The sequence below is a fragment of the Halobacillus litoralis genome (genome assembly GCF_009856355.1).
Lineage (GTDB): Bacteria > Bacillota > Bacilli > Bacillales > Halobacillaceae > Halobacillus > Halobacillus litoralis_B.
Genome location: NZ_WMEW01000003.1, coordinates 173,604 through 199,470, shown reverse-complemented (window position 1 = coordinate 199,470; position 25,867 = coordinate 173,604). Strand labels below are relative to the sequence as shown.

Sequence of the window (25,867 nt, the reverse complement as noted above, 5' to 3'; positions counted from 1 at the left end):
CTTAAGTGATGCAGGAATAGGAGGGGGAAAGGAGTCCGTAGTTGCTGTAGAGCGCTATTATTATTGACCCTCCAGTTACTGGAGGGTTTAGCATGGAAAGAAGCCTAAAGGTTCTCGTGTAGAAATAGATCGAAAATTTTGTTGATAATGATAATCGTTATCATTATAATGGAGTATATTAGAAAGAATAGAGGGGAGGTCCAGCTTTTTTAATTGAGAATGATTATCTTTGTCGTGTTGGAGATTGAGGCATTCCATTAAGAAGTACGTGTATGAGAGTTTTATACTTAGCTGTAACTTTAGTCATTTTATCCATAGCATCTATTTTCATCGGCGTATCGGAGCTGTCCATTATGGACATTGGCAGGCTGACCTCCCAGCAGCAGGAGATTCTGTTTGTCAGCCGGATCCCAAGGCTGCTCAGTATTCTGATTGCAGGGATGAGCATGAGTGTCATCGGCTTTATTATGCAGCAGCTGAGCCGGAACAAATTCGTGTCACCGACAACGGCCGGGACGATGGACTCTGCGAGGCTCGGCATTCTTGCAGCGCTTATCCTTTTTCCGACAGCGAGCATGCTGATGAAGGTTTCCGTCGCTTTTGTGTTTGCGCTGGCCGGGACATTTCTATTCATGAAGATTCTCGACCGGATCAAATTCAAGGACACCATTTTTATCCCGCTCGTTGGTTTGATGTTCGGGAATATCGTTGGGTCTCTGACAACGTTCATCGCCTACCGTTTTGATATGATCCAGAGCATCGGCTCCTGGCTGCAGGGAGATTTCTCGATGATATTAAAAGGAAGGTACGAGCTGTTGTATTTGAGCATTCCGGCTTTGATTATTGCCTACTTCTATGCCAACCGCTTTACGATCGCCGGAATGGGCAGGGACTTTGCGAGCAACCTGGGGCTCCAGTACAAACAGATCGTAAACATCGGTCTTGTCATTGTCGCGTTCGTATCGTCCATTGTTCTGCTGACGGTCGGCTCTCTGCCGTTTCTGGGCTTGATCATTCCGAATATCGTGTCCATCTATCAGGGAGACCACCTGCAGAAAAATTTGATCCACACCGCTCTCTTGGGAGCCCTTTTCGTTCTTGTATGCGACATTCTTGGACGTGTGTTGATCTTCCCATATGAAATATCCATTGGTTTAACGGTGGGCGTTCTTGGAAGCGGCATCTTCCTGTTTCTGCTGTTAAGGAGGAATGCTTATGCTTCTTAAAAAGAAAATCCTCCTGCTTGTGGGGCTGGCTGCCGCTTTTTCAGGTCTCTTTTTGTTCTGGGATATCGGACCGGCCATTGGCTATGTATTTCCGCGCCGGTTGATGAAAGTCGCCGCTATTATTTTGACGGGAAGCTGTATCGCTTTCTCCACCGTCATATTTCAAACGATTACGAATAACCGGATTTTGACGCCGAGCTTAATCGGACTCGATTCTTTGTACATGCTGATCCAGACGGCCATCGTATTTGTATTCGGCGGGCAGCAGCTGGCGATGATGGAGAATCGATTCCACTTTGTGTTGTCTGTAGGTTTAATGGTTCTGTTCGCTCTGCTTCTGTTCAGGCTTGTTTTCAGAATGGAGCAGCGTAATATTTACTTCCTGCTTTTGATCGGAATTATATGCGGGACCTTTTTCAGCAGCATCTCTTCCTTCATGCAGATGCTGATTGACCCGAATGAATTTTCGATTGTTCAGGATTCCATGTTTGCCAGCTTCAACAATGTCAATGATGATCTGCTTGGTATTTCCGTCATCATTATTATTCTAACCGGGGTTTATGCTCTGCCTATGTTGAAATATTTGAATGTCATGGCCCTTGGACAGGACCAGGCCGTGAACCTCGGAATTCCTTATAACAAAATTGTCCGGCGCTGGCTGATCATTATCGCTGTCCTTGTTTCTGTATCGACAGCATTGGTGGGGCCGATCACATTTCTCGGCCTGCTCGTCGCCAACGTCGCACATCAGCTGTTTCAAACCTACCGCCACAGCTTCTTGATTATGGGAGCCGTTTTGATCAGCATCATCACACTGGCAGGTGGGCAGTTTATCGTCGAGCATCTGTTCACATTCTCGATCCCAATCAGTGTCATCGTTAACTTCGTCGGCGGTGTTTACTTTCTTTACTTATTGTTGAAGGAGAATCGTTCATGGTAGAAGTGAAACACGTATCAAAAACGTATGGCTCGAAAAAAATCATAGAAAATTTATCCGTGGATATCCATCCCGGAAAAATCACATCATTCATAGGGTCGAACGGGGCAGGGAAAAGCACCCTGCTTTCCATGCTCAGCCGGCTGATTTCCAAGGATGAGGGCCGGGTGCTTCTGCACGGCCGGGATATTCATTCAATTAAGCCGAACGATCTGGCTAAAGAGCTTTCCATTCTGAAACAGTCCAATCATATTGATCTGAGGATCCAAGTCCGTGATTTGATCAGTTTTGGACGCTTCCCTTACTCGCAGGGGCGTTTAACAAAAGAGGACTGGGTGGAAATCAACAAAGCCATCCATTATATGGAGCTTGAGGAGATCCAGGAGCGTTATATCGATGAGTTGAGTGGCGGTCAGCTGCAGCGGGCTTACATTGCCATGATCATTGCACAGGATACGGACTACGTGATGCTCGATGAACCTTTGAACAACCTGGACATGAAGCATTCCGTACAAATTATGAAATCGCTGAGGAAAATGGTTGAGGAAATGGGAAAAACGGTGGTCATTGTGATTCACGACATTAACTTTGCCTCCTGCTACTCCGACCGTATTGTTGCTTTGAAGGAGGGAGAGATTGTCCGGGAAGGCCCGACGGAGGAAATGATCAATAGTGACATGCTGAAGGAAGTCTATGACATGGATATTCCTGTGCAGCTAATTAATGGTGAACGAATTTGTCTACATTTTAAATAAAAGAAAAAAGGATGAGTCGATGATGAAAAAAGTATGGTTGTTCGGTTTGTTTATTGCTGCTGTTATGTTTTTGGCGGCCTGTTCATCTCAGGGAGAAGGGAACAGTGCGGAAGCTGAAACGGATAATGAATCGGAAGAAACGAATGAAACTTTTACTATTGAACATGAATTAGGGACAACAGAAGTGCCGGCAAACCCTGAAAAAATAGCTGTTTTCAACTATGGTACACTGTCTGCGCTGGATCAGCTTGGAATTGAAGCCTCAGGTGTGGCAAAATCAAGTAACATCCCTTCGTATCTTTCCAAGTATGAAGGTGAGGACTATACGAATCTTGGAAGTTTGAAAGAGCCGGATTTTGAAACGATATATGAAATGCAGCCGGATCTGATCATTATTGCCGGACGCCAGGGAGAGGCCTACGAGGAACTGAAGGACATTGCACCAACGTTATATCTATCGGCTGATCCAGCTGATTTTATGGCATCCTATAAACAGGGCATGGAAACACTGGGGCAGATTTTTGATAAGGAAGATGAAGTGCAGACCAAGCTTGAGGAACTTGATGAAACCGTCGCGTCTATGAAAGAAACAGCGGAAAGCAATGGACAGGATGGTCTTGTTGTTCTGTCCAACGGTGGAAAGGTAAGCGCCTATGGTCCTGGATCACGTTTCGGTATGCTTCATGATGTATTCGGAGTGAAGCCGACAGCTGATGATATCGAATCATCTACGCACGGGATGGATATTTCTTTTGAGTATATTGCGGAAAAAGACCCGTCCTACCTGTTCGTTGTCGACCGTGATCAAGTGGTTAATGGAGAATCCGCAGCAGCTGAAACATTGAACAACGACTTGGTAAACGGTACGACAGCGGCTCAAAATGACCAGATCATTTATTTGGATCCTGAATTGTGGTATTTATCAAGTGGACTTCCTCCGATCGACCTTATGGCTGAGGAAGTGAAGAGTGCTTTGGAAGAATAAACATCAGATAGAAGCGAGGGGGAAAGATGAAAAGAACGTTTACGATCGGCCAAATGTCCAAACTGAATAACATTTCGGTCAAAACCCTTCGTTATTACGATGATATCGGTCTGTTCGTTCCTTATGAAGTGGATGAACAGACCGGATACAGGTATTATTCGATTGAACAATTCAAGAAACTGGACATGATCACTTTTTTGAAAAATATGGGTGTACCGCTCCGGGAAATCAAGAGAAAGGTCGAGCACAGTACAGTGGATGAATTCATTGAAGTGCTGGCGGAGTACAAACAGAAAAATGAAGAGCTGATTGAAGATCTTACTCGTATGAACCGGCTTCTTCATCAGAAGATATCGGAACTTGAATCCTCCAAGGATCATCGGGTTAGAAATCAGACGAACGTGGACTTCTATCCGGAACGTTCGATCATTGAAGTGCGGGGACGATTTGGAAAGCTGGATGATGTAGAAGAGGTTCTCCGTACGTTGAAAAAGCAGGTGAGTGCTAAATCTCCAATCATGGTCGGCACGGTTGGTATGGTCGTAGAACAGGCGGATGTTTTTAAATCGGAGTCTGTCGATTACAGTGCTGTTTTCATCACCCTGGATGAAAATCAGGAAGAATCACACGATAAGCGGAAAGTTCTTGAGGAAGGCTTTTATGCGGCATCCTATGTGAAAGCGCAGGAAAGCCGGAGTCCGGAAGTTTATCAGAGAATCCTGGAAAGCATTGAGAATGCTGGTTGGAAACCGGACGGGCCGTTTCTCGTCCGTACCATCGTGGAATCGTTTATTTCTCATAAGGAAGAAGAACATACCAGGGAAATTCAAATGAAAGTGAAACAGTAAAAGGCTGTCGGGAAATTTCCGGCAGTCTTTTTTTGTGGTTGACCCTCCAGTGGGGGGACCCCGTACAATAGCCCGGTATGTATAAAGGAGGAACGAACGGATGAATCACACAGAAGCTTATCAGGAAAACACGAATAAACGGAGTCCTGTTGCTGTATTTATTTTTATTTTAGGATCATTGAGTGCCTTCGGTCCGTTGACCATAGATATGTATCTTCCAGCGCTTCCCACAATAGCGGATGAGCTTGGAACGACAACATCGATGACCCAGCTCAGTTTGACGGCTTGTTTGATCGGCCTTGCTGTCGGTCAGCTGGTGATGGGGCCGTTAAGTGATGTCAGAGGTCGGAAAAAGCCGTTGATCATTGCGCTCGGAGTTTATATGCTGGCTTCATTTTTATGCTTGTTTACAGGTTCCATCTGGAGCTTTGTGGCTTTGAGGCTCCTGCAGGGATTGTCCGGCGCGGCCGGACTGGTCATTTCAAGAGCAACAGCAAGAGACTTGTTTTCAGGACCTGAGCTCACAAAATTCTTCGCCTTGCTCATGCTTGTAAACGGTCTTGCCCCGATTCTTGCACCTGTAGCGGGTGGACAGCTGCTGCAGGTGATGCCGTGGCGTGGCATTTTTGGTGTGCTTACGGGTCTTGGCCTTATCATGCTTCTTGCTGCAGCCTTGTTTTTAGAAGAAACACTTCCTGAGCAGAACCGTAAAACAGGGGGACTGAAGGAGACCATAGAGACGTTTGGTTCATTGATCAAAGACCGGACCTTTATGGGCTATGTGTTAAGTAAAGGGTTCATTATGAGTGGGATGTTCGCTTATATTTCCGGTTCGACCTTTGTCCTTCAAGAAGTGTATGAATTATCCGCCCAGCAGTTCAGTCTTGTTTTTGCAGTGAATGGACTGGGCCTTGTGGCGGCGACGCAGCTTACCGGATGGCTCAGTCAAAGAATCAGCGGCACAGCCTTGTTCCGCTATGGACTGCTTCAAGCGTTTGTTGGTGGGATTCTCCTTGTCGGTGCGGCCCTGATGGAAGCCCCTGTGATTCTAATATGTTTGACACTTTTCCTTGCTGTGACAAGTGTTGGGATCGTCAATACGACTGTTTTTGCACTGGCTATGGAAAATCAGGCTGCGCAGGCTGGTAGTGCCTCAGCGCTGCTGGGGCTGCTGCCTTTCTTACTCGGAGCCATCGCTTCACCGCTCGTAGGTCTTGGGGACGGCGCCCTTCCAATGGCTCTTGTCATTGCTTCCTGCTCAACCGCAGCTGTGTTGTTTTATATGCTCCTGAACCGCCCTGTGAAACATTCGGTTTCCTGATTCCCTGACAAATGATCGCTGCTCAGCAGGGACGGGCATGGCTGGACCTGCATAGAATGATAGAAGGCATGAAGTGCCGGAGAACAGCGGGGCTCTACTTTCAGATAACCGCGTGGAGGTAGGAAAAAATTGAATCAGGATCATGCTGTTTTTGTTACAGATTTCACCGGGAGTGACGCACAGAAAGTGCAGCAGGCGATTGATCATGCAGCAATCAATGGAAATCCAAGTGTTGTGTATGTACCGGATGGAGATTATGTCATTACTGAAACGTTGATTCTTCGGGAAGGGGTAAGTCTGATCTTTGCTTATGACGCCCGCTTTGTTGTATATGGCAATCAGGATGTGCTGCATATTGAGAAGAATGCGGGAATCACAGGCGCTTATATCGCGATAGACGACAGCCGTTTTAACCGTAGAATTCTTGTGTTTGATGGGAAGTACAAGTATTACAACTCCTGGAACCGCTCCAGGTTTCAACAGATTAATATGGTGAACTGGTCGGGATCTCATAAGGGCACCGGAATCTATCTATCTTCCAGCCAGCCTTCTGATGAAATTTCCTTTTTGCAATTTGACGATATTAAAGCCGTGGGGCTTCATACAGCTTTAGAAGTAAGGGTAACGAAACCTTCCTCCGGTTACAGCTGGGTAAATGCTAATAATTTTATGAATGTCACCATTGATGACTGTGTCAGAGGGATATGGATGAATTCTTCCAAAACTATTCCGAATGAAGCAAGCGGCAACAACTTTACGAACCTGCAGATCCAGCTCTCCAGTATCAGCCGGAGCGCTGTTCGTGTCACAGGAGATTACAATTACCTGCAGGGAATGATCTGGGATGCTTACCTCGCTTCCCAGATGGGAGATCTCGTTCATCTGACTTCTAACAGCAGTCATACAGAGTGCAGGCTCCGTGGGAATCACAGCGTCCTTGACCAAGGGACGGACAATACCTACTAAGGCCGCGAATTATGAAGAAAGACCATCCTGAGTGCAGAATGGTCTTTGGCTGTAGAAAAAGCTTGAGTTAACCAGTTAGAGTTGTCCGCATGTCGTGTTGAGAGGGCACGTTCCGCTTATCGGCGGATGCCTGCCGCGGGCACGGCCTCAGCTGTTCCCGCAGGCGTCACCATCGAACGCTCTTCGTGCCGGTCCCTGTGGTAAACTACGCTGCGATACAATGAAGGAAAGTGGATATGCCGTATGAGAAAAGAGAAAGTCGAGCGTTGCATAGCAGATTCAAAAGAACGGCATGGGCTGCGCTGATGCCCTCTGCCTGCGGGAATATGAAGAAGAGTCTTTTTCGATTTTTAGAGAACCCCCAAGGAGCGGTGCCTCTTCCACTCCTGCGGAAGAACGAGTGGTCCGAGATCGCCGAGCGTGGGTTTTGCGAGGAAGCTCGGGCGCTCGTCCGCTCGTCCGCTCGTCCGCGGAAAGAGAAGGGGCTTTCGCTCCCGGCGGTAAGAAAGAAAAAAGCTTATAAAGAAACAGGGGTTTCTCTACAAGCAGAGACCATCCTGAGTGCAGGATGGTCTTTTCTTTATTTTCCGAGAAGACTGGAAGTAACCATGGCGGTCTGCTTCAAACCGGTTGGATCGGCAGAGGTTTTCAACTTCGTGAATTCCTCAGACCATTCCGAGGTTCTCATCCGAAGGGGAAGGGTGTCTTTCTCTAATTCCACCATCATGCGCTCGGCAATTTCTTCAGGCGTCTGGAACACTCCTGAATCTTGATTCCCCCGCTGTCCCATGAAATCGTTGAGGACCTGTTCATACTCGTCCTTTGGAAATCCACCTGTCTTTTCAATGTCTGCAAGAACAGAATTGGCAAATTCCGATTCAATACCACCGGGTTCGACAATCATAAATTCAACGCCGAAATAGGGGGTTACATAGGTGGCAAGACTTTCATAATAGCCCTCCAGTGCAAATTTAGACGCACAGTAAATTTCATGCATCGGTTGTCCGACGAGTCCGCCGACAGAGGAGATGGATACGATACGTCCTGCTTTCTGTGTTCTCATGTGAGGGAGCAGGGCTTTTGTGCAGCGGATCGGTCCGTATGTGTTGATATCAAAGATCCGTTTGTAATCCTCTTCTGACGATTGTTCGGTGTTGCGGATGAAGCCTATGCCTGCATTGTTGATAAACAAATCAATGCGGCCTTCTTCGTCAATCACGGTTTGGACAGCCTGATCTACAGACACTTGTGACTGTACGTCCAGCTGGAGAAGTTCGATATCCAGTCCTGACTGCTGCAGATCCTTTACCGGTGTTCCTTTATCGAGGTTCCGCATCGTTGCATAAACCTTCCATCCTGCTTCTGCTAAGACTTTACTAATTCCAAGGCCAAGGCCTGAGGAAGTTCCCGTAACAACAGCAATCCTTTTATTCATTGTCATCCCATCCTTTATTGTTTTGGCTCTCTTTATCCATGTGGCATCATTTGATCATCATCAATCCGGATTGTTCAACGTAACTATAATGGTTGGAGTGAACTCTAACGCAAGAGGAAAATATAAAATCGTTTGGATTTATTTTCTGGTTGGTACGGATATGTTTTATTCCGGGGTGAGAAGGAATAATAATGAAACATCAGCAACTTATAGAAGGGATGTTTGTTATGGGGAAATTTCTGATGAATCTGGCTGCGTTCCTCCTCGTCGTAATTGTGAATGGGTTGGCGAATGCACTGCCTTTGAATGGTCAGACGACAGGGGAAATATCGAACAGGCTGGATGTCCTGTTCACGCCCGCCGGCTATGTGTTCAGTATATGGGGACTTATTTACTTATTACTCGGCATATGGGTGCTCAGTATGTTTCCGGAAAGCCGCAGAAATCTGCCGGTGTACCAGAATACGAGCGGCCTGTTTGTATTGAGCTCGCTGTTGAACAGTTTTTGGATTTTCATGTGGCATTACGAGTTCTTCGGCCTGTCCGTCCTTGTTATGCTCCTCCTTCTGCTCACGCTCATCCGCCTTTATCTTAAGCTTCAGGAAGCAGGAGCTTCGTTTTGGGAGCGGCTTCCTTTTTCCGTCTACTTAGGATGGATCAGTGTCGCGACGATTGCCAATATCAGTTATTTCTTGACGTATATCGGATGGGACGGCTTTGGGATTTCTGCCTCTGCCTGGACGATCCTTCTTTTGATTGTCGGGTTCCTGCTTGCTTTAGTCTTTATGACCAGCCAGAACGACTGGATTTATCCACTTGTTTTCGTCTGGGCGTTTATTGGCATCGCTGTAAAAAATGAAGGCGCAGGAGTTCCGGGCGTGGTGTATACAGCCTATATTCTTGCCGGATTATTATTGGTTCTTACCGTATTTTATGCCCTGCGTCAGCGGAAGGTATAAATGGTTGATGGAAAGGCGTCTCCTTGAGGCGTCTTTTTGTATGGTCACTTTTTTGATACAAGGGATCTTTGAAGTACCTTCTTGCTGCCGGACGTGCTGTGCACTGAAATGAAGGGATTAAAGTGAAATACAGGAAGAGAGAACAAAAAGAACCCAGGACCGCGGAAAATGCGGACCTGGGTTTCTTTATTACCTGTAGGATAGCTGGACAGGCAGCGACTGAAGGCCTCTGAGCAGGAAGACGGGACGCCATTCCGGAAGCTCACGTTCGGAATCAAGGTGAATATCTGGAAATGTGTGGAGCAGCTTTTCAACAGCCGCTTTTCCTTCCATGCGCGCGAGCGGCGCACCGAGGCAGAAATGAATCCCGAAACCAAAAGCGACATGAGCATTTTTCTGCCGGGTAATATCGAAATGATCCGCATGAATGAATTTCGCTTCATCACGGTTCGCTGAGCTGATCGAGGCCAAAATGAAGTCGCCTTTTCTTATCGTCTCTCCGTGAAGATCCATATCCTCCGCGGCCCACCGTGCTGTAGAAAAATCAACGGGACTATAGAAACGCAGGCCTTCTTCCAGCGTTTGAGGTACAAGGGATAGATCCTCTTTTAACCGTTTGAGCTGATCGGGGTGTTCAAATAGTGCATACATCGTATTGCCTATTAAATTGACGGTTGTTTCATGGCCGGCGATAATGAGCAGAACAACCATGGAATACAACTCATTCTTACTCAGCTGGTCGCCCTCATCTTCCGTCTGGAGCAGGTAGGAAATCAAGTCTTCCCGGGGATGAGCCCGGCGTTTTTCAAAGAGATCGGTTAAGTATAAGGTGAAAGCTTCGACATCCTCCACGAAATCCCCCGCCATGTTATCAGAGGCAGCTACGATTGTGTTGGACCATTTACGGAATTTCTCTCGATCCTCAACAGGCACACCGAGCATTTCACTAATCACTATAATCGGAAGCGGAAAAGCAAAATCATCAATTAAATCGACCGGTGCTGTCTTACTTTCCATTTCGGCGAGTAGTTCGTCCGTAATCTCGTGAATGCGTGGTTCTAAAAGTTTGATTGTCTTTGGGTTGAAATAAGGCTGGACGAGTTTTCGCAGTCTCGTATGATCGGGTGGGTCGGCATCGAGCATCATGTTCTCGAAAATATTCAGCCCCTGATCCGGGGATGGTTTGTCTTTAGTGGCGTATAAACGGCTCTGGTCTTTAATAAAGCTTGAGGATTTTAATAGTTCTTTGACATCGTCATACTTCGTAACAAGCCAGGATGTATACCCATTGTCCTCAGACATGGGGAAGACGGGCTGCGTCCTCCGTTTATCTTCATAAAACGGATAGGCTCCTGTTTTGAACTGTGAGGAATACAACGTTTCCATTTCTCCCATTTCCAAATTCCTCCTTATTTTCCCTTATATATGGAGTATAAGGGATGAGGGAAAGGCTCACAAATCCCCTGCTTTACGCATATCTTGGTGTCCGCGGCGTACATTGTAAAACAAATGTTGTGAATGAGGAGTGGGAGCGGTGAGAACAGCGGTCGCGGTCCGGGATATCACCCGGTTAGTCGAAAAACAGCTCGATCATTTATTCTTATATGATAAGCAGAAGGAAGGGATTCTTCTTGCCTCAGCCGTCAGTAAAGCTCTCAAAAAAACAGCTGTAAATTTCTCCGAATGCCGGAACAAGTATTATAGAAAAGATGGAGAAGTTTATTTCAATCCTTTTCATTCGGGACAATATACGGTATTTCTATACTATTTATCGCGAGTTGTCCGGGAGTATGAGGCGTTTTCACTGGCAGACCGAATCTATTATTTGAATAAGGCTTTGAATGCTGTCGATCTTTATTACGAAATTGAACTTCCGGATCTCTTCTTTCTTGATCATCCGGTCGGAACCCTTCTCGGAAGGGCGGATTATGGGGACTATTTTGTGTTTTCCCAGCACATTACCGTTGGCAATAATCATGATATTTATCCCGTTTTTGATGAAAGAGTGTCCCTGCTTGCGGGAGCCGTCGTGATTGGGAACTCCCGGATCGGCAGGAACACGATTGTCAGCGCGGAGTCCTTTATTAAGGATGAGGAGATTCCACCCAACAGCGTTGTTTTCGGGCAGTCCCCACACTTGGTTATTAAAACAATGCCGGACAGCTATTTCGACGATTACTTCCACGCGAAGTTTTTTCTAGATTCGTAGTCTTTTCCCTGGAGGAAGGTATAAAAGGCGCATTCATTGACGACAATGATGGTAATAGATCATTGGAGTGGATGAACAATGTATTTGCTGCTTGTTATTATTGTGTGGGTTTTGTTTGCTTGGAGGTTCATTGACTGGACTCAGTGGCGCCGGCAGTATCCAACAGTATTATTCTTTATGCTTGCTAATTTTCTTTATAACTATTTTTACTACAACCATACATTGTGGGCTTTCCGTGGAATTACGGCAGAGTGGCTGAACCATTCGATCATCAATTTCGCATTCACATTCATCATATGTCCAGCCGGGCTGGTCATTTTTCTACAGCGGATGCCGAAGTCAAAATCCAACCGCATCTTTTACTTTGCCGTCTGGATTGGTTTCTATACAGCGCTTGAGTGGCTGTTTTCCATGAAAGGGATGTATGTCTATGATCATGGATGGAACAACTGGCTCAACATCCCGTTGAATGCCCTGTTGTTTATCATCCTTGCGGTACATTACAAGCGTCCGGCGCTTGCTCTGCTTCTGGCTGTTCCGATTGGTGTCCTGTTTTATGTATGCTTCCCGTTTCCTCTGGACAGCTTAAAATAATAAAGGGGGATGGGTGGGACATATGATCATTCGTGATTTGCTGTCAGTTCCATTGTTTTTGGTTCTTTTGCTCCTTGCCTACGCAGCGATGTGGATGTACATCGCGGGAAAGAAAATCAATAAGAAGGAATAAGACGTCGACAGAGGCGTCTTTTTTTGTGCATCCAAGCATGTGACTTCGCTGTGGAATATCGTATTAAAAAGCGGAGGAGTACACAGCGTGGACATCTTAATTAAGGAAATTCCATTTGAAGAAGCCCTGTCCTTGAAATGTGCTTTCAAGAGGGAACATCTGAAATTAAGGAAAACGAGGAAAACGGTATGGCTTGGAGCCTACTACAAAGGGAGGCTTGCAGGTGTGTGTGCTTTCAGGAGGACGAAATACGGGGTCAAATGTAAAAGTGATCTCGTTCTTGAAGAATTCCGAGGACTTGGGTTGTACCGCCGTCTGTTTGAAAAACGACTGGAACATGTCCTTACTTTGGAAACGGATAGGGTTTATGCGTACTGCAATAGAAACAGCCGTCCGATATATGAAAAGTACGGATTCACGCAGAAAGGAAGACGGAAGCGCTACACGTGTATGGAATGGAAACAACCCTGACCCGGTTTCCGGCTCAGGGCTGCTGCATTTGATCATATAGAAATCGTCCGTATCCGACAGGGTTGGTATGCTTGGCTTTCCATTCCTCCAGACGCTTCCCCTTATAACGGACGTTTCCATAACGCCCCCGGAAGTTGCTTTCGATGAAATACACACGCCCCGAAGCATCCAAGGCCAGATCGAAGGCAATATCTGCGATGTGTCTGGCGTACCTATCGATGTGCCGGGCCAGCTGGAGGGCGGTTTTTTCAATAACGTCCCTTGTTTGACCCAACGGAAGGTCAGGATGATTGGTGAGCACTTCATCAAAGCTCAGAGAATCTCCTCCCTGGCTGATATTCGTGATGAACTGATCCGTGCTCGGTGATACTTTACATAAGATCCCTGCCAGCACCCACTCTCCGGTATGGTCCCTCTGGACAACGACGCGGAGGTCAAACGGCCGGCCTTCATGGGTGGCAAGCAGAATCTTTTCCTGAATCAGATAAGGTCTGGCTTCGAAGGCTTTTAGAATCACATCAGGAATCTCATGCTGGAACGTCTTCGTTTCCCACTGCTTTCGTTTCATCTGGAATTCCACACGCCAGCTGTTCTTTGAAACTTTTTCTACGTGCATAATCCCAGCCCCGAGGCTTCCGTCCACCGGCTTCAATATAAGAGAATCATAGGTTCTCATCATCGTATGGAAAGTGGTCCTGTCTGCTCTTTCTGTACGGGGCAGGCAGTGCCGGAGCTCAGGATCTTCCTCAATCATGGTGTGCATCCGGTATTTGTCGTGCTTGAAGCCTTTTTGATTATAGAAAAGGATCCCTTTTTCAGTTAGAAACTTCTGCTGCCGCCTGGACAAGAAAGCACGGGTATACATGACTTTTGGAAGAGGGATGGTCATCTGATGATATCCATTTTCTTGTTTGATCCAGGCGCTTATCGTCGGCCTGCCGGGTTTGATATCTTTTACCTTGAAGAAGGCGGCCGTCAAGTTGAACTGGTCGGCGGCTTCCTGATAAGCGCGGACATTGATCTGACTCCTGCCGTCTGCCAAGCGGTCGTAAACGCTGGCAGGAAGGATGATGCCGATGGTTTCGTCTGTCTGTATGTCTCCCACCTCCCGGGTTTTCCATTTATTCTATGTGTAAAAAAGGAAGAAAAGATATGTTCTTTCCGGTGATTCATAAATATAAAAGAAGCCGGAAAATGAACAGGAGGAGACGTATGTATCGAGTGGACAAAGGAACAGAGGCCGGGCTGTCGGTAACCCTCCACCCTTCCTCCGCTTTGGAAAAGGGCCTGACGAGCGGGCATGTCTACACGTGGGAATTTGGACTGCAGACGTGCAGAGGGGCGCTTAGGACATCTGAACAAGTGGAAACGGATGAGATGATTTTTTCAGAGGAAGCGGTTGATAGGCTGATGATTCCATTAGAGCCTCATTATGATATAAGGTGTGAGGAAAACATCGTTCACATCGGTCCAATCATCGGTATTGTCGCATCGAACCGGCTGGCAGGCTTACAGGAAATGCTGCACAGGCTGCGTCGTTATGTGAAGAATTATGCCTCGTTCGGGGGAGCGGTCATAGCTTTTTCCAATGAAGCCATAGACGTTGATAAACAGCTCGTGGCCGGCTATATCTACCACCCTGAAAAAGGCGGCTGGAAGGCCGGTGTTTACCCGTTTCCGCAGGTCATCTTCAAACGCGTTCCTTTGAAAAAGAAATGGCAGAAGCACTTTCGAAGATTCATCGGAGATCGAATATTTAATTCCGGGACATTCAATAAATGGGAGATGTATACGTGGTTTCAATCTTCTTCTTTTTTGAAGACGTACCTTCCGGATACGAGATTCTTTCATGACGCTGCAGATATTCTCGAAATGCTGGAAATCTATGGATCGGTTTATGTGAAGCCTGTTAAAGGGATGCAGGGCAAGCGGGTAGCGAAGGTGATACGACAAGAGGATGGGCTGGTCGTGCATTATATTCACTCGGAGGAGAAAGAAGAGCTTTTCTTCCCTCGATCTGCAGAGATGCTGGTCTTCTTAAGGGACGCTTTCTCAGGAAATGACTTCATCGTTCAGCAGGCTCTTGATCTTCAGTATGATGACAGAGTCAATGATTTTCGGGCGGTTATGGTGAAAAACGGAGAAGGGAGATGGGTATGCTTTGGACTGATGGGAAGAAACAGTCAAAAAGGGAATATCGTAAGCAATCGTCATCAAGGTGGAAAAATCGAACCTGCGGAGGCACTGCTTGAACAGATGTTCAACGATAAGCAGAAAGTGTCCGGCCTCATCCGGGAAATGGAGGAGCTGGCCCTCCATGCATCGAATGTGATTGAAAATTGTGGCTTTCATTTTTGTAAACTAGGTATTGATATCGGTGTAGATCAAGAGGGGCGTGTGTGGCTGATTGAAATCAACCACCGGAATCCGAATGATTTTGTCGCTTATTTCACAGGAGATAAAGACTTTGCCAACCGTATCCGGACGGCTAATATGCTGTATGCGAAACGCGTCGCAGGGTTCAAATGAAATCAGTCCTTCGATGCAGGGGCATCCATCCGGCTTTCATACCGCTTTCCGAGGACTTGAAAAAATATAAAAGCAGTCGAGAATGTTCTCGACTGCTTTTTAAGACTCCTCCCTGAGGACGCTGATGAAATCTTTGTAGGAGTCCCGCATGGACGTTTTGATTAGACAGACGGTATCAGCATCTGCAAATTTCTGAATCAGGGTAAGAGCACGTTCAGAGGTATCACACATATAGACATGTCGTGCTCTCATGCCGCACTTTACGGCTTCCCTTGCCATGACGGCCGCACGTTCTCCGATGGTAATGAGACGTCCGGGCTGATGGTTGTAAATGAGGCGTCCGATTTTTTTATACTCCTGAAGTTCTTCCATACCAAGCTCATTGATCTGTCCGATTACGGCTACACTGTTTTTACCGCGGGCTTTCTCCTGCAGTACGGCAAGGGCAGCTTCAATCGATCCGGAGTTGGAGTTCCATGAATCGTCTATCAATGTCGATCCGTTCACGCCGGGGACGATTTCCAAGTGGCGCTTCAACGGAGGGAACGTTCGAAGACGCTCCAGCAGGATTTTCATATCCACCCCGTAGGTATGGGCCGCCGCAATGGCGCCGAGGGCATTGCGGACCATATGAACGCCAAAGGCAGGAACAAAGGCTTCATAGCTTCTGTCTGCATGAGTCAGGGTGAACAGCATACCCTCGCCTGAATATTTGATGTGAGATCCTCTGTAATCGGCTTGTTCATCCATTCCGAACCAAATGATCCGCTCGGGTCGAAGCGATCGGGCATACCTCTTGGAATATTCACATTCTGAATTCAGGAAGACAGACTGCTCCTCTTCAGCCCCCTTGATTATTTTAGCTTTTTCCGCAGTATAAAGATGCTGGGATCCATAGCGGTCAATATGATCGGTTCCGATACCGGTGATCAATACCGAAAAGGGGCTGAAGCAGCGGACGCACTTATCCAGGTGTCCTTCTTTCCCAACACCGAATTCGAAAATACCGATGTCGGTGTTTTCGTTCATCCTGGTCAAAACTGCCGCATTAGAACGGAAGAGATTGTAATTTCCTTTTGTTGCTTTCACGCGATGCTCCTCAGATAACAGGTATTTGACCATCTCTTTCGTCGTCGTCTTTCCATAACTGCCGGTAATCGCGAGAATCGGTATCGCAAGGAGGCGGCGGTACAAGGCGAGAAACTGCCGATAAGCTTCTCTTGTCTTTTTAACTTGAATAACGGTGATATCTCCTTGAACCGATTGGAATTTTTGCGGACGGCTTGTCACGATGACGCATGCCGGCAGCTGCTCCACATCTGCTGCTTTATCCAGACAGAAGTACAGGCTTCCAGACCTCACTTTCTTCATACGTTTCGCCGTATATTTCACCACTGACTGGGAGCCTTGACGTACAACAACACCATCCAGCTCTTTGATAAGGTCACTGACCAATAGTTTTTTCACAGGATTCTCCTTTGCAGCGGAGCGTGAATGCTACCACTTCGGCTCCACAATAATGTCTCGCTTCAATAAATCGATATTCAAACAGGAGAGGGAGGAAAACGCAGGGACAGGCTGGGTAATCAGACAATGCGTCCGTTTCAGAGCATAGATTTCTTCCATCCATCCAGCCGGTTCCCCATAAATCGTATAAGGCTGGAGAAGGGAAAGAAGGACGCTCTGGTCTTCCTTATGGATGGCTTCAAGGCGGAAACACCAGGTTTGAAAAGGCTTTCCTCCAATGGTTCCCTGGGTGGAAAATGGGAGGGGGGAGTCCTGTTTAAATAAGGAGAAGGGAATGGTGTCGACACGCATGAGTTTAGCCAGAAGCGGGCTGCAAGCATCCTCCGGATCTCCCTGGAGTTCCTGCTGTTGATGATAAAGAATTTCAAAGCTTTTCATTAAACCGGCTTCTTCCTTCAGCATTTCCACCCCCTTTGGCTCACCTTTTTGATTTATACTGACGAGCTGTGTAACAGGCGTACGGAATCATATGACGGGCAATGGCAAACTCCCTGTGCCGGCTCCCCGGACGCCAGTTCACTTCATAGATCCATATCTTATGATTACGGTCAACGGCTGCATCAATGCCGAGTTCATCGAACGAACGCCCGGGGTACAGGGATTCAAAATGAGCAGCAAAGTGAACGGCGAAGTATTCAAGGAGCTGCTTTATGTTGTAGTACTCCCTGTCGAATTCTTCCTTTAGGAAGGGGATCAGCTCACCACGATAGCCCCCGCGGCTGACGTTGCTTGTTAATCGTTCGGTTCCGCTGACCCGTGGATATATTAAAGCTGTCTGCCACCGGCCTTCTTTATTTTTATGGACATGAAGACGAAAGTCGTAGCTGAACCCGGCTTTCGTTCTGCATTCGATATACGGTTGAATCAGATACCTTTTTTCACGGAGCAGTCCAGTCACTTTCTCTTCCCACGTATCTGAAGGAAAGGTCTGTTGATCGACGCCGGTCTGCCAGGTAATCGAACCATTCTCCTGCCTGGTAATGAAATGGATGGACTCTCCTTTACGGCCTGAGAGGGGCTTGATGACAGCTTCCGGGTGATCCTTCAGAAACGACCGGACATCTTCGATTTTTTCGATGGGCCGGCTTGGGATCAAGTGGCCCGCGAACTGCCGGCCTTTTTTAATTTTGTTATAAACGGTCAGCTTACTTCCAATCGACCGGCTGATAAATGGGATCTGCAGGCGGAGGGCACGGCTGACAGCTTTCTGTTTTGATGACCTCGGTGCACTGATATTGATGATGACCTCTGGGAAGGGAAAATCCTGCTGATGCCAGTCTCCTTCCTGATAGACCCAGCCGTTGATTCGTCTCTGCTCAAAATCAATACCCGTATAAGAAAAATAGAAAAAATCTGATCCATGCATTTTCGCTGCGGCTGCATAAGCGAAGGGTTTCGTAACGTGATGCGGTTTCTGGCGGTAATGAAGCATTCCAATCCGTGTCATATCCCACACCCTAAACCGGTTCTAAATGAAATTTGATTTCCCGCGCCGCTGACGTTGCTGCGCTGACTGCTTCGTCTGGATCCGGTGCAGCCGCGATGACATACGCATAGCGGTGTCCCATCGAAACAGGAGCGGATAGAATTGATCCCCTGCGCGGCTTCACATAGACCTTTTTAATATGTTCAACCGTTTTCGCTTTTTGTTTCCCTGTTACTTTAATCAGTTTCCCTTTCCGTTGCATGGTGATGAAGTGAGCATAGGCGGAAAGTTGATTCTTCGGCGTACAGTCGATCGGATAACCGAGGTTTAATTTCAACGTTTCTTTTACTAAGGAAATGCCGGTGGATTCATAAATGAGCTGGTTGACAGCACTTCCTGATATGCGTGGGTTGATCTCAATCAGTTTCCACCCATGGACCGTCCGCCTCATTTCCGCGTGGCAGGTGCCATGGGAGAGACCAAGCTGCTCAACAATACTTTCCATAACGGTCTGCAGTTCTTCCAAACTTGAATCAGGGAGTGGGGCCGGCATCAGGTACCCGGTAATTATGAAGCGGGCTTCCTTGGATATGACCTGTTCAATGACTGCTGCCAGATGAACATTTCCGTGTTCGACGATGATTTCAATCAAATACTGTGGTCCTTCCACATATTCTTCCAGCAGGAGAGAGGACAGGCCGGCCTGCTTTTTGAAATAGGAGCAGGCCGTAAGGAAAGCGTCTTTGTCATCGATCAAAAGCACGTCCTTGGAACCGTTGGAAACAGGTGACTTCAAAATTACGGGGAGTTGATTCACATGCGTATGAAACAGAGTATCTCCGTCTTCCTTCAGCGGTAGAACAGCATGCTCTGGAGCAGCGGGGTGTCCCTTCAGCGTTTCTCTGAATCTTGTTTTATCCTCCATCTTATACAACGCGTCTACAGATAAGGAGGCTGAACCAAGTTCAGCGGCTATCTCTGCAGCCAGGTGGACGAAAGGATCGACAAAGCTGACGAGGGCTTTGATTTGTTTTTCTTGTTTATTTATAATCCTCAGATGCTCATAAATGACGCCTTTATCCCGTAAATCTTTCACGAAAATCATTTGATGTACATCCGGGTACTCCTCACGCTGGTGCAGCTTCTTCATCTGCTGGGTGAAAAGGATCGTGAAGAAGCCCATCTGGACGGCTGCTTCGACAGCGTCCCTGCTGGAGCCGGATTTGTGGGTTTCTAAGAATACAATACACTCCATAACCATCCATATCCCTTTCTTTATTGGTTTTCCTTGATGTGTTCCTGTGGAAAACCACACATACCTAGTAAAGTGTCTACGTAGGATTTTTGTATATGCCAATATAAATCATCATCCCCTGCTTGAAGGGGAAGGCGGTCATCCACGTACCGGTGATTCATTTCAATCAGCCAGATCTTCTTTTCTTTGTCCAGTGCGATATCCACACCAAAGTAGCCAAAAACGGTGCCGGACTCCTTCTCCAAGCGTTCTGCTGCCCGGCAGCAAACGGAAAACACCTCTTCACGCAGATGATCGGCCTGTGCTTTAGTTAAGGAAAAACACGATTTTATCCGATCCTCCGCTGAAGAGACTTGCCCGCCGCCTGCAAGGTTGCTGACGATACTACCCGCAGCCCCGGTTTTAGCGACCCACCCAGTGGCTTTCCACTGCGCCTGCCTATCCTTATGCAGATAGATACGGTAATCGATCACGTGATGATCGAAGGTGATGTCCAGTCTTTTCTGCGCAATATAGGGTTTTCGTCCGATGATTTCTTTTAGATGAACAACTGCTTCTTCCGGCGTCAGTCGTTTCTGGATGCTGCTGTTGTTTTCTCTCGTTTGTACGCGCCAGTCCCTGCTCCCGGCAAAAGGTGAGATTTGAATGGTTTTACGTCCATACGAACCTTTGACAGGTTTTAAAAATACGCCCCCCCACTGGTTCATCCAATCTGTTGTATTCTCTCTTCCTGTATAAAGAGCTGTAGGAGGAAGGTGCGGCGAGAGGGCCGGATCATCTTTTAAACATTGATAAACCTGCCATTTCGAATAGGAAGCTTGATTAAAGACAGCGCCGCTGATATGACGATCGAAGTCCGCCTTCAGCTCTTTTTTTAACGACATCCGCTTATACACGGCATCAGGATAGGGGAGGAGTCTTTTCTCCCAGCTTTGATGCAGGGGGTTATACATATAACCACTCAGCTGCGTGTGGGTGGATTGGATGCTGTCCAGAGAGAAGAGGGTGAGGATACCGGTTTGGAGTGGATGATCCTGAAAAACCCGGTTGAAACGTCTGACTTTCCCGGGCAGGTATTTTTCCCTGTTTGCGGCTAAGATTCCTAAATGAGGACCAATCCTGAGATGGCCTCTTTTATACTGCAGTTGAAATATTCCCTCTTCGGGGAAAAGCAGTTCATCAGCAGTCGCAGAGGAGAGGCGCCCGTTTTGTGCCTTCGTTCCTTTCAACGTTACAGCGGCCGCTTTTGAACCGAACTCCACAATCACCGGCGTTCCTTCCTGAATAGCGAACTCTTGAAGGAGGCTGTGTGGAAGATGTAAATCCTGCCCTTTTTGGTTTTCTTTCTGAAGGTGAATAGAGCCGTTCATTCTGCATCCCCTCTCGTCGGATTGAGGTACAGCATATGGTATTCGTGGACAATAGAAGCGTGTGACTAAAATGCATTCCAGCTTTGTTCTGATGGCTTTTACAGGTGGGAGGGAGCCTTTTGTTTATAAAAACGAATCCGCAGTTGAGGCAGGGGTCCGCTGCTTTCCCTTCTTTTATGAAGGAAGTTTTAGGGTTGAACGGGGGAGAACGCCTGGATGTTCATCTTGGTCTTTGGAAACGGAACATCTGTGTCCTTTATCATGATCGTATAAAAGAGGAAGTGGTTGAGTTTTCCCCGGACCTGCTTCGGGGTCTGTCGATATCTGAGCATATTGATTTTGAATGGATGCGGAGGAGGGATGGATTCCATCTTGGTCCGGTTCTTGGGATTGTAAGAGGGACTTCTTTGGAGAACATCCGACCGGGCGTTTTGAAGATTATGCGCCGCTGGGTTGTGGATTACACAGCCTTGAAAGGACTCGTGATCGTTTTTCCAAGGAATGAGGTGCATGCGGGAGCTGAGGTTGTGACAGGGTATGGCTTTGCCGGTGGGGAAGGATTCCATGCAGGGACATACCCCTTCCCAAGTGCTGTGTTCAGCCGTCCAAGTGCCGGTGGAGAACGGACGTACCGATTGCTTGATGTTTTGACCTCCGGACGGGTCTTTAATAGAAAAGGGGCGGGGAAGTGGGGGTTTTATTGTGCGCTCAGACAGGATCCGGCTACTGAGAAGCTTGTCCCCCATACAGAAAAATATTCTACAGATGCCCGGCTGGTGGAGCTTCTCGACCATTATTCCATCGTGTATTGGAAGCGTAAATATGGAGCCAAAGGGTATGGGATGATACAAATGAAAAAAGAAGAAAACAGCTATGTCGTCACAAGAGTGTTGAGAGGAGAGCAGAAGAAAGACATTTTTTCCAATACAGAGCAGTTTAAAGCGTATATGTCGGGGATTCCTGACAGGAATCGAGGGCTCATACAGCAGGGTGTTCCTTATGCGTCGGAAGGAAAGCAGGTGGATTTCAGGGCTTATGTACAGAAAGACCCTGATTCTACCTGGAAAGTGCGGGGTTTTGTCGGTCGTGTTGCCCGCACAGGAAGTGTGATCACGAATTTACGGTATACCGAAAAGGTGATGAACGGCTCCGCTGCGCTCCAACAGATTTACAAGCTTGGCAGAAAGGAGCGTAAACGACTGGAAAAAAGGGTGGAAGCCGCCTGTCTCCTTGCTGCAGAACGTTTGGATGAGGCTGTTGGACACTTTGGCGATATCGCGCTGGATTTTATTATCAATGGAGATAAGGAGATTTATTTTCTCGAGGTCAATGCGAACTACGGGCATACGAGTCTGGTGAGGATCGGTGATGCCGCTTTGAAGCACAGCATTTACCGTTCCCCGCTCGCCTATGCTAAATCACTGGCCGGATTCTCCAATGAAAATCAACCTCTTTTGTAGGCGCGGATCGTTTTATATTCATGAAGGTCCGGTAAATTCCTGAACATCTTAATATCCGGCTTCGTATTGGCTTCAATGATCCATAGGTGACCGTGCGTATCGACTGCGATATCAAGACCGAATAGGCGGTGCTCCTGATCATGCGGGGCAATATGGCGTACAACATCCAAAGCGAGCTGGTCCAATTGCTGCATGATCTCTACGGTCGTTTCTTCCCCAAAAACCGCAGATAGAGCTTGGGAAGCGGGCAGCATCTGTTTGGTATAGTTGGTGACGACAAAAGGAGCGGCCGCTACTTTGGCGAGTTTTCCCGTCACATGCCAGTCCTTCTGGAATGATTTTCTCTGGACCATGACTCGAAAATCGAACGGACAGCCATCCATTTCTGCCAGGCGGATTTTCTGCTGAATCAAATACCGTCTGTGGCCATACTCATGTAAAAAATGATCGTAGAGCCCGGGTAAACCGTTTGAACGGATTTTTTTATGCTTGATATGCCATTCGAAGGTATCGTGTCCTAAATCGGACAGCTGGATGACACCTCTGCCTTTATAGCCAAGCACGGGTTTTAAGATCACCTGTTGATGTCTTTTCATCATATCCACCATTGTACCGGGAGTGAGTCGTTTCGTTTCCGGCAGAAAAGGGCGGAGGCCGTCAGACTGCTTCATCCATTGATATTTTCTCCACTTGCTCGTCTTCACGTGATACGTTCCTTTCCTGGACCCGGATGATAAAAAAACCCCTGAATTTCAGGGGATGGGTCCAAACTGTTGGTTTATGCCAGTGGACAGTAGAGGTTGTTGTAGGCTGCGAACAGGCTTATGGCTTCTTCATAGTTTTCTGTTTCTACAGCTTCCTGGAAAATGGCGATGACTTCTTCTTCCGTGAGTGGGTAGTTTACGAGTGGGTGCGCTGCGTTGAGAAGAGCCGCTGTTCCTTCAACAGCCAGTTCCTGTGTCAAAGTGGAAGGGACGGGAAGATTGAGAGCGAACAAAAGGTTAAGGTTGTCTTTGTAAATGCAGACATCGAATACGTGGTTGACGCGGTCGCATATCGAATAGTCTTCCGGCCATTGAGGGATATTTTGAAGTGCCCCCCAGAAATCTGCGCTGCATCCTGTATTGACCCCCATGATCAACACCTCCTTACTTATCTACTATATGTGAAGGGGATGGAAGTGTCTGTGTGGGAGGTTCATGAAAAAAGCCTGAAGGGATTCCCTTCAGGCTTTTGCTGTGACTGCATGATATTTAAAATCGCTGATAGCTTTTTTCTTCATCTTTGTATTCAGGTAAAGGCTCGCGGAATGCGGTCGCATCCTCGGGACGTGCAAATTCAGAAGGGACTTTAGGAGCCGTTGATTTATAACGGATATGAAATTCCTCTTCATACTCCGCTGATATTCCGGCTTTCGGCTGCTTCATTCCAATGATCCAGGTTTCAAAGTTGTACATGCCGCGGTCGATGATGACGCCCAGATCTTCCAAAGACTGGGTCAGCTCATTCAAGCAGTCCAGACCATTTCTTAAAATAATCCCACGTTCTTTAGCTTTGTCCACCGAATGATCCAGTCTGTACACTTCTCCCTGATAGGAAAACTCAATATAGCAGCTGTTCCGGTCCCAGTTGAAATGAAAATCTTCAATTTTCAAGCGCTTAATTGCCTTGACAAGTTTACGCTCGCAAACACTCTGTTCCTTATGAGGCATCCATTGGAATAGAATATTCTTGAATATACGATTCTTGAACAAACCATCCACCATCCTTTTTATAAGCCTAATCAATGAGAGCAGTGACAAACAAAGTATATAGTTTACTATTTCTTCAAAAAAAGTAAAATCCCTCTAAAAAGATGAGAAAAGTTGTAAAAAAACTTTATTCCGACACGATGATTTTATTATAATCCTTAAAAAGTACCGATAGAATAGTTCCAATGGACGGATTCGATTAAAGCCCCCGCAGAAGTTGTTTGTTCTGCTCGCGCAGCTGATCGTAGGCCTGCTTCAATGGTTCAGGAACGAGTGTCCGGCCGTAATCCCAGGCGTTCGTTTCAATAACCGCTTTTAATTCAGCGATTTCTTCGTCTTCGCCGTACATGAGTGTGCGGAGGTCATGCTTATGCTTTTTGAAGGTAAGATAATATCCCAGTTCATGACAGACCATCAGCTGTACGTATTCTTCCTTTGCGATGCCCAGCTGGGCTTTACTCATAAAGCCGTTCACCTCAAGGTAATTAAAGGTCAGTGTATTGTTCGACACGTTAAAGCTCATAGGAGCTTTCAGTTGGTTGTCTGCTGCCCAGCTGATATCCAGTTGGTGGTCGCTGATCGTCTGCTGGATGATTTCTTCAATTTTCCATATGTATAACATCAATAGCTTCCTATCCTTTCTTCCTGGCTTTCTCTAAGTATAAAAGAAAGAAGGGCGGACTTTACAGGGGAAATATGTCTTTTCTTGAAGTTGTACTTTACTTTTTCCACCTATAACAACGGCCATCCTTCTATAAATAAGAAAGGATGGCCGCTGCTGTCACCTTTTGTGTTCAGGATCTATCTCAGGAAGAATAGTTTTTGCTACTTTTTCATCTAAAGCTTCATAATCATAATAATCAATGGTTTCATAGAGTTCCTGTCTTGTCTGCATATCCTCCAGCTTCTCCTGCTGTGTGCCTTTTTCCATGATATCTGCAAAGACTCGTTCATAAGCTTTCGCTGCCGCGCGCAGGGAAGTAACCGGATAAATGACCATATCAGCGCCAAAAGAGGCAAACTGCTGATCTGTATAGTAAGGGGTCCGGCCGAATTCTGTCATATTGGCGAGAATTGGAACATCCAAAGCAGAAGATGCCTGTCTGAAATCCTCTTCACTTATGAAAGCTTCCGGGAAGATCGCATCCGCCCCTGCTTCTATATAGCTTTGGGCACGGTTAATGGCTTGATCGATGCCCTCAACGGCTTTGGCGTCTGTCCTTGCCACGACAATTATCTCGGGAGCTGCTTCTTTGATGGCTTGAATTTTCTGCATCATTTCTTCTTTAGGAATTAATTGTTTTCCGTTAAGATGCCCGCATTTTTTAGGCATCAACTGATCTTCAATCTGTACAGCAGCGGCGCCTGCTTCCACCATCTCCTTCGCTGCTCTTGCGGCGTTCAGCACACCGCCATACCCTGTATCGATATCAACAAGAAGCGGAAGATCGGAAGCACGGACAAGTTCCCTGGCTTTCTCAGCCATTTCATTGGAATAAATGAGACCGAGGTCCGGCAGTGCCTGGCTGGCTGTATAAGCGGCACCAGACAAGTAGAGAGCTTGAAAACCCAGGTCCTTGGCAATTTTGGCACTCATACCATCATGTGTACCGGGGATTTTCAGCAGTTCATCGCTCTTCATCAATCTTTGAAAGACCTGGGCGCGTTCCTTCTGGGTTGAAGCCGGCTGTACGAGCCATGTCATCGTTC

General features: G+C 47.0%; 26 protein-coding genes. 13 read left to right on the top strand and 13 right to left on the bottom strand.

Features of this window, described 5'->3' with window-relative positions:
• Positions 1-272: 272 nt before the first annotated feature.
• The 7 genes from GLV97_RS07060 (at position 273) to GLV97_RS07030 (ending at position 7,038) form a co-directional block, all read left to right on the top strand.
• Positions 273-1,226, top strand: a complete 954-nt coding sequence (locus tag GLV97_RS07060; protein WP_160889387.1) for an ABC transporter permease — start codon at positions 273-275, stop codon at positions 1,224-1,226.
• Positions 1,216-2,166 (top strand): iron chelate uptake ABC transporter family permease subunit, encoded by a 951-nt coding sequence (locus GLV97_RS07055; RefSeq protein ID WP_160889386.1) that lies wholly within the window; start codon positions 1,216-1,218, stop codon positions 2,164-2,166. The genes GLV97_RS07060 and GLV97_RS07055 overlap by 11 nt, the downstream gene beginning before the upstream one ends.
• Positions 2,160-2,918, top strand: a complete 759-nt coding sequence (locus GLV97_RS07050; protein WP_160889385.1) for an ABC transporter ATP-binding protein — start codon at positions 2,160-2,162, stop codon at positions 2,916-2,918. Before GLV97_RS07055 ends, GLV97_RS07050 begins: the two co-directional genes overlap by 7 nt.
• A 22-nt stretch (positions 2,919-2,940) precedes the next feature.
• Positions 2,941-3,903, top strand: a complete 963-nt coding sequence (locus GLV97_RS07045) for a siderophore ABC transporter substrate-binding protein (RefSeq protein WP_160889384.1) — start codon at positions 2,941-2,943, stop codon at positions 3,901-3,903.
• Between the two features lie 26 nt (positions 3,904-3,929).
• The gene (locus GLV97_RS07040; protein WP_160839397.1) at positions 3,930-4,751 is read left to right on the top strand and encodes a MerR family transcriptional regulator; all 822 of its coding nucleotides are present in this window, start codon (positions 3,930-3,932) and stop codon (positions 4,749-4,751) included.
• Between the two features lie 100 nt (positions 4,752-4,851).
• Positions 4,852-6,072 carry a multidrug effflux MFS transporter gene (locus GLV97_RS07035; protein WP_160839395.1) on the top strand — a complete coding sequence of 407 codons (1,221 nt, stop codon included), beginning with the start codon at positions 4,852-4,854 and terminating at the stop codon, positions 6,070-6,072.
• Between the two features lie 129 nt (positions 6,073-6,201).
• Positions 6,202-7,038, top strand: coding sequence for a glycosyl hydrolase family 28-related protein (locus GLV97_RS07030; RefSeq protein WP_160839393.1), 837 nt, complete (start codon positions 6,202-6,204; stop codon positions 7,036-7,038).
• 580 nt (positions 7,039-7,618) lie between these two features.
• On the opposite strand, the gene GLV97_RS07025 is transcribed toward GLV97_RS07030, so the two are convergent.
• A complete protein-coding gene (locus GLV97_RS07025; protein WP_160889383.1) occupies positions 7,619-8,473 on the bottom strand; it encodes an SDR family oxidoreductase in 855 nt (284 codons plus the stop codon).
• Positions 8,474-8,700: 227 nt separating this feature from the next.
• Here GLV97_RS07025 and GLV97_RS07020 point away from each other — a divergent pair, with 227 nt between their 5' ends.
• Complete coding sequence (locus GLV97_RS07020; RefSeq protein WP_160889416.1) at positions 8,701-9,432, top strand: tryptophan-rich sensory protein; 732 nt, start codon at positions 8,701-8,703, stop codon at positions 9,430-9,432.
• 189 nt (positions 9,433-9,621) lie between these two features.
• On the opposite strand, the gene GLV97_RS07015 is transcribed toward GLV97_RS07020, so the two are convergent.
• Positions 9,622-10,827, bottom strand: a complete 1,206-nt coding sequence (locus GLV97_RS07015) for a cytochrome P450 family protein (protein ID WP_160839388.1) — start codon at positions 10,825-10,827, stop codon at positions 9,622-9,624.
• 139 nt (positions 10,828-10,966) lie between these two features.
• On the opposite strand from GLV97_RS07015, the gene GLV97_RS07010 reads away from it, so the two are divergent.
• The 3 genes from GLV97_RS07010 (at position 10,967) to GLV97_RS07000 (ending at position 12,839) form a co-directional block, all read left to right on the top strand.
• Complete coding sequence (locus GLV97_RS07010) at positions 10,967-11,641, top strand: transferase (protein WP_160841275.1); 675 nt, start codon at positions 10,967-10,969, stop codon at positions 11,639-11,641.
• 78 nt (positions 11,642-11,719) lie between these two features.
• Entirely contained in the window at positions 11,720-12,235 is a 516-nt protein-coding gene (locus GLV97_RS07005; protein WP_160839384.1) for a CBO0543 family protein, read from the top strand.
• 220 nt (positions 12,236-12,455) lie between these two features.
• The gene (locus GLV97_RS07000; RefSeq protein ID WP_160839382.1) at positions 12,456-12,839 is read left to right on the top strand and encodes a GNAT family N-acetyltransferase; all 384 of its coding nucleotides are present in this window, start codon (positions 12,456-12,458) and stop codon (positions 12,837-12,839) included.
• 13 nt (positions 12,840-12,852) lie between these two features.
• Here the strand turns inward: GLV97_RS07000 and GLV97_RS06995 are convergent, their stop codons facing one another.
• Positions 12,853-13,944: a YheC/YheD family protein gene (locus tag GLV97_RS06995; RefSeq protein WP_160889382.1), complete on the bottom strand. Its 1,092-nt coding sequence runs from the start codon at positions 13,942-13,944 to the stop codon at positions 12,853-12,855.
• Between the two features lie 107 nt (positions 13,945-14,051).
• On the opposite strand from GLV97_RS06995, the gene GLV97_RS06990 reads away from it, so the two are divergent.
• Complete coding sequence (locus GLV97_RS06990) at positions 14,052-15,368, top strand: YheC/YheD family protein (RefSeq protein ID WP_160889381.1); 1,317 nt, start codon at positions 14,052-14,054, stop codon at positions 15,366-15,368.
• A 99-nt stretch (positions 15,369-15,467) separates the two neighbouring features.
• On the opposite strand, the gene GLV97_RS06985 is transcribed toward GLV97_RS06990, so the two are convergent.
• From GLV97_RS06985 to GLV97_RS06965, 5 genes are read right to left on the bottom strand one after another with little or no spacing between them, the layout of a single operon-like run.
• Positions 15,468-16,835, bottom strand: coding sequence for a Mur ligase family protein (locus tag GLV97_RS06985; RefSeq protein ID WP_160889380.1), 1,368 nt, complete (start codon positions 16,833-16,835; stop codon positions 15,468-15,470).
• A 30-nt stretch (positions 16,836-16,865) separates the two neighbouring features.
• Positions 16,866-17,297, bottom strand: coding sequence for a hypothetical protein (locus tag GLV97_RS06980; protein WP_160889379.1), 432 nt, complete (start codon positions 17,295-17,297; stop codon positions 16,866-16,868).
• Positions 17,298-17,313: 16 nt separating this feature from the next.
• Positions 17,314-18,342, bottom strand: a complete 1,029-nt coding sequence (locus GLV97_RS06975) for a YheC/YheD family protein (RefSeq protein ID WP_160889378.1) — start codon at positions 18,340-18,342, stop codon at positions 17,314-17,316.
• A 10-nt stretch (positions 18,343-18,352) separates the two neighbouring features.
• Entirely contained in the window at positions 18,353-19,576 is a 1,224-nt protein-coding gene (locus tag GLV97_RS06970) for an ATP-grasp domain-containing protein (protein ID WP_160889377.1), read from the bottom strand.
• 20 nt (positions 19,577-19,596) lie between these two features.
• Complete coding sequence (locus GLV97_RS06965) at positions 19,597-20,946, bottom strand: YheC/YheD family protein (protein ID WP_160889376.1); 1,350 nt, start codon at positions 20,944-20,946, stop codon at positions 19,597-19,599.
• A gap of 119 nt (positions 20,947-21,065) precedes the next feature.
• Here GLV97_RS06965 and GLV97_RS06960 point away from each other — a divergent pair, with 119 nt between their 5' ends.
• The gene (locus tag GLV97_RS06960; protein ID WP_160889375.1) at positions 21,066-22,406 is read left to right on the top strand and encodes a YheC/YheD family protein; all 1,341 of its coding nucleotides are present in this window, start codon (positions 21,066-21,068) and stop codon (positions 22,404-22,406) included.
• Here GLV97_RS06960 and GLV97_RS06955 read toward each other — a convergent pair.
• The 5 genes from GLV97_RS06955 to prpB all read right to left on the bottom strand — a co-directional run bounded on the left by GLV97_RS06955 (position 22,391) and on the right by prpB (position 25,862).
• Complete coding sequence (locus tag GLV97_RS06955) at positions 22,391-23,110, bottom strand: YheC/YheD family protein (RefSeq protein ID WP_160889374.1); 720 nt, start codon at positions 23,108-23,110, stop codon at positions 22,391-22,393. The genes GLV97_RS06960 and GLV97_RS06955 overlap by 16 nt on opposite strands.
• Positions 23,111-23,184: 74 nt before the next feature.
• Positions 23,185-23,541 (bottom strand): hypothetical protein, encoded by a 357-nt coding sequence (locus tag GLV97_RS06950; RefSeq protein ID WP_160839362.1) that lies wholly within the window; start codon positions 23,539-23,541, stop codon positions 23,185-23,187.
• Between the two features lie 118 nt (positions 23,542-23,659).
• Complete coding sequence (locus tag GLV97_RS06945) at positions 23,660-24,160, bottom strand: hypothetical protein (RefSeq protein WP_160839360.1); 501 nt, start codon at positions 24,158-24,160, stop codon at positions 23,660-23,662.
• Positions 24,161-24,356: 196 nt separating this feature from the next.
• Positions 24,357-24,779, bottom strand: coding sequence for a hypothetical protein (locus GLV97_RS06940; protein ID WP_160839358.1), 423 nt, complete (start codon positions 24,777-24,779; stop codon positions 24,357-24,359).
• 159 nt (positions 24,780-24,938) lie between these two features.
• The gene (gene prpB / locus GLV97_RS06935; protein ID WP_160889373.1) at positions 24,939-25,862 is read right to left on the bottom strand and encodes a methylisocitrate lyase; all 924 of its coding nucleotides are present in this window, start codon (positions 25,860-25,862) and stop codon (positions 24,939-24,941) included.
• Positions 25,863-25,867: the final 5 nt, after the last annotated feature.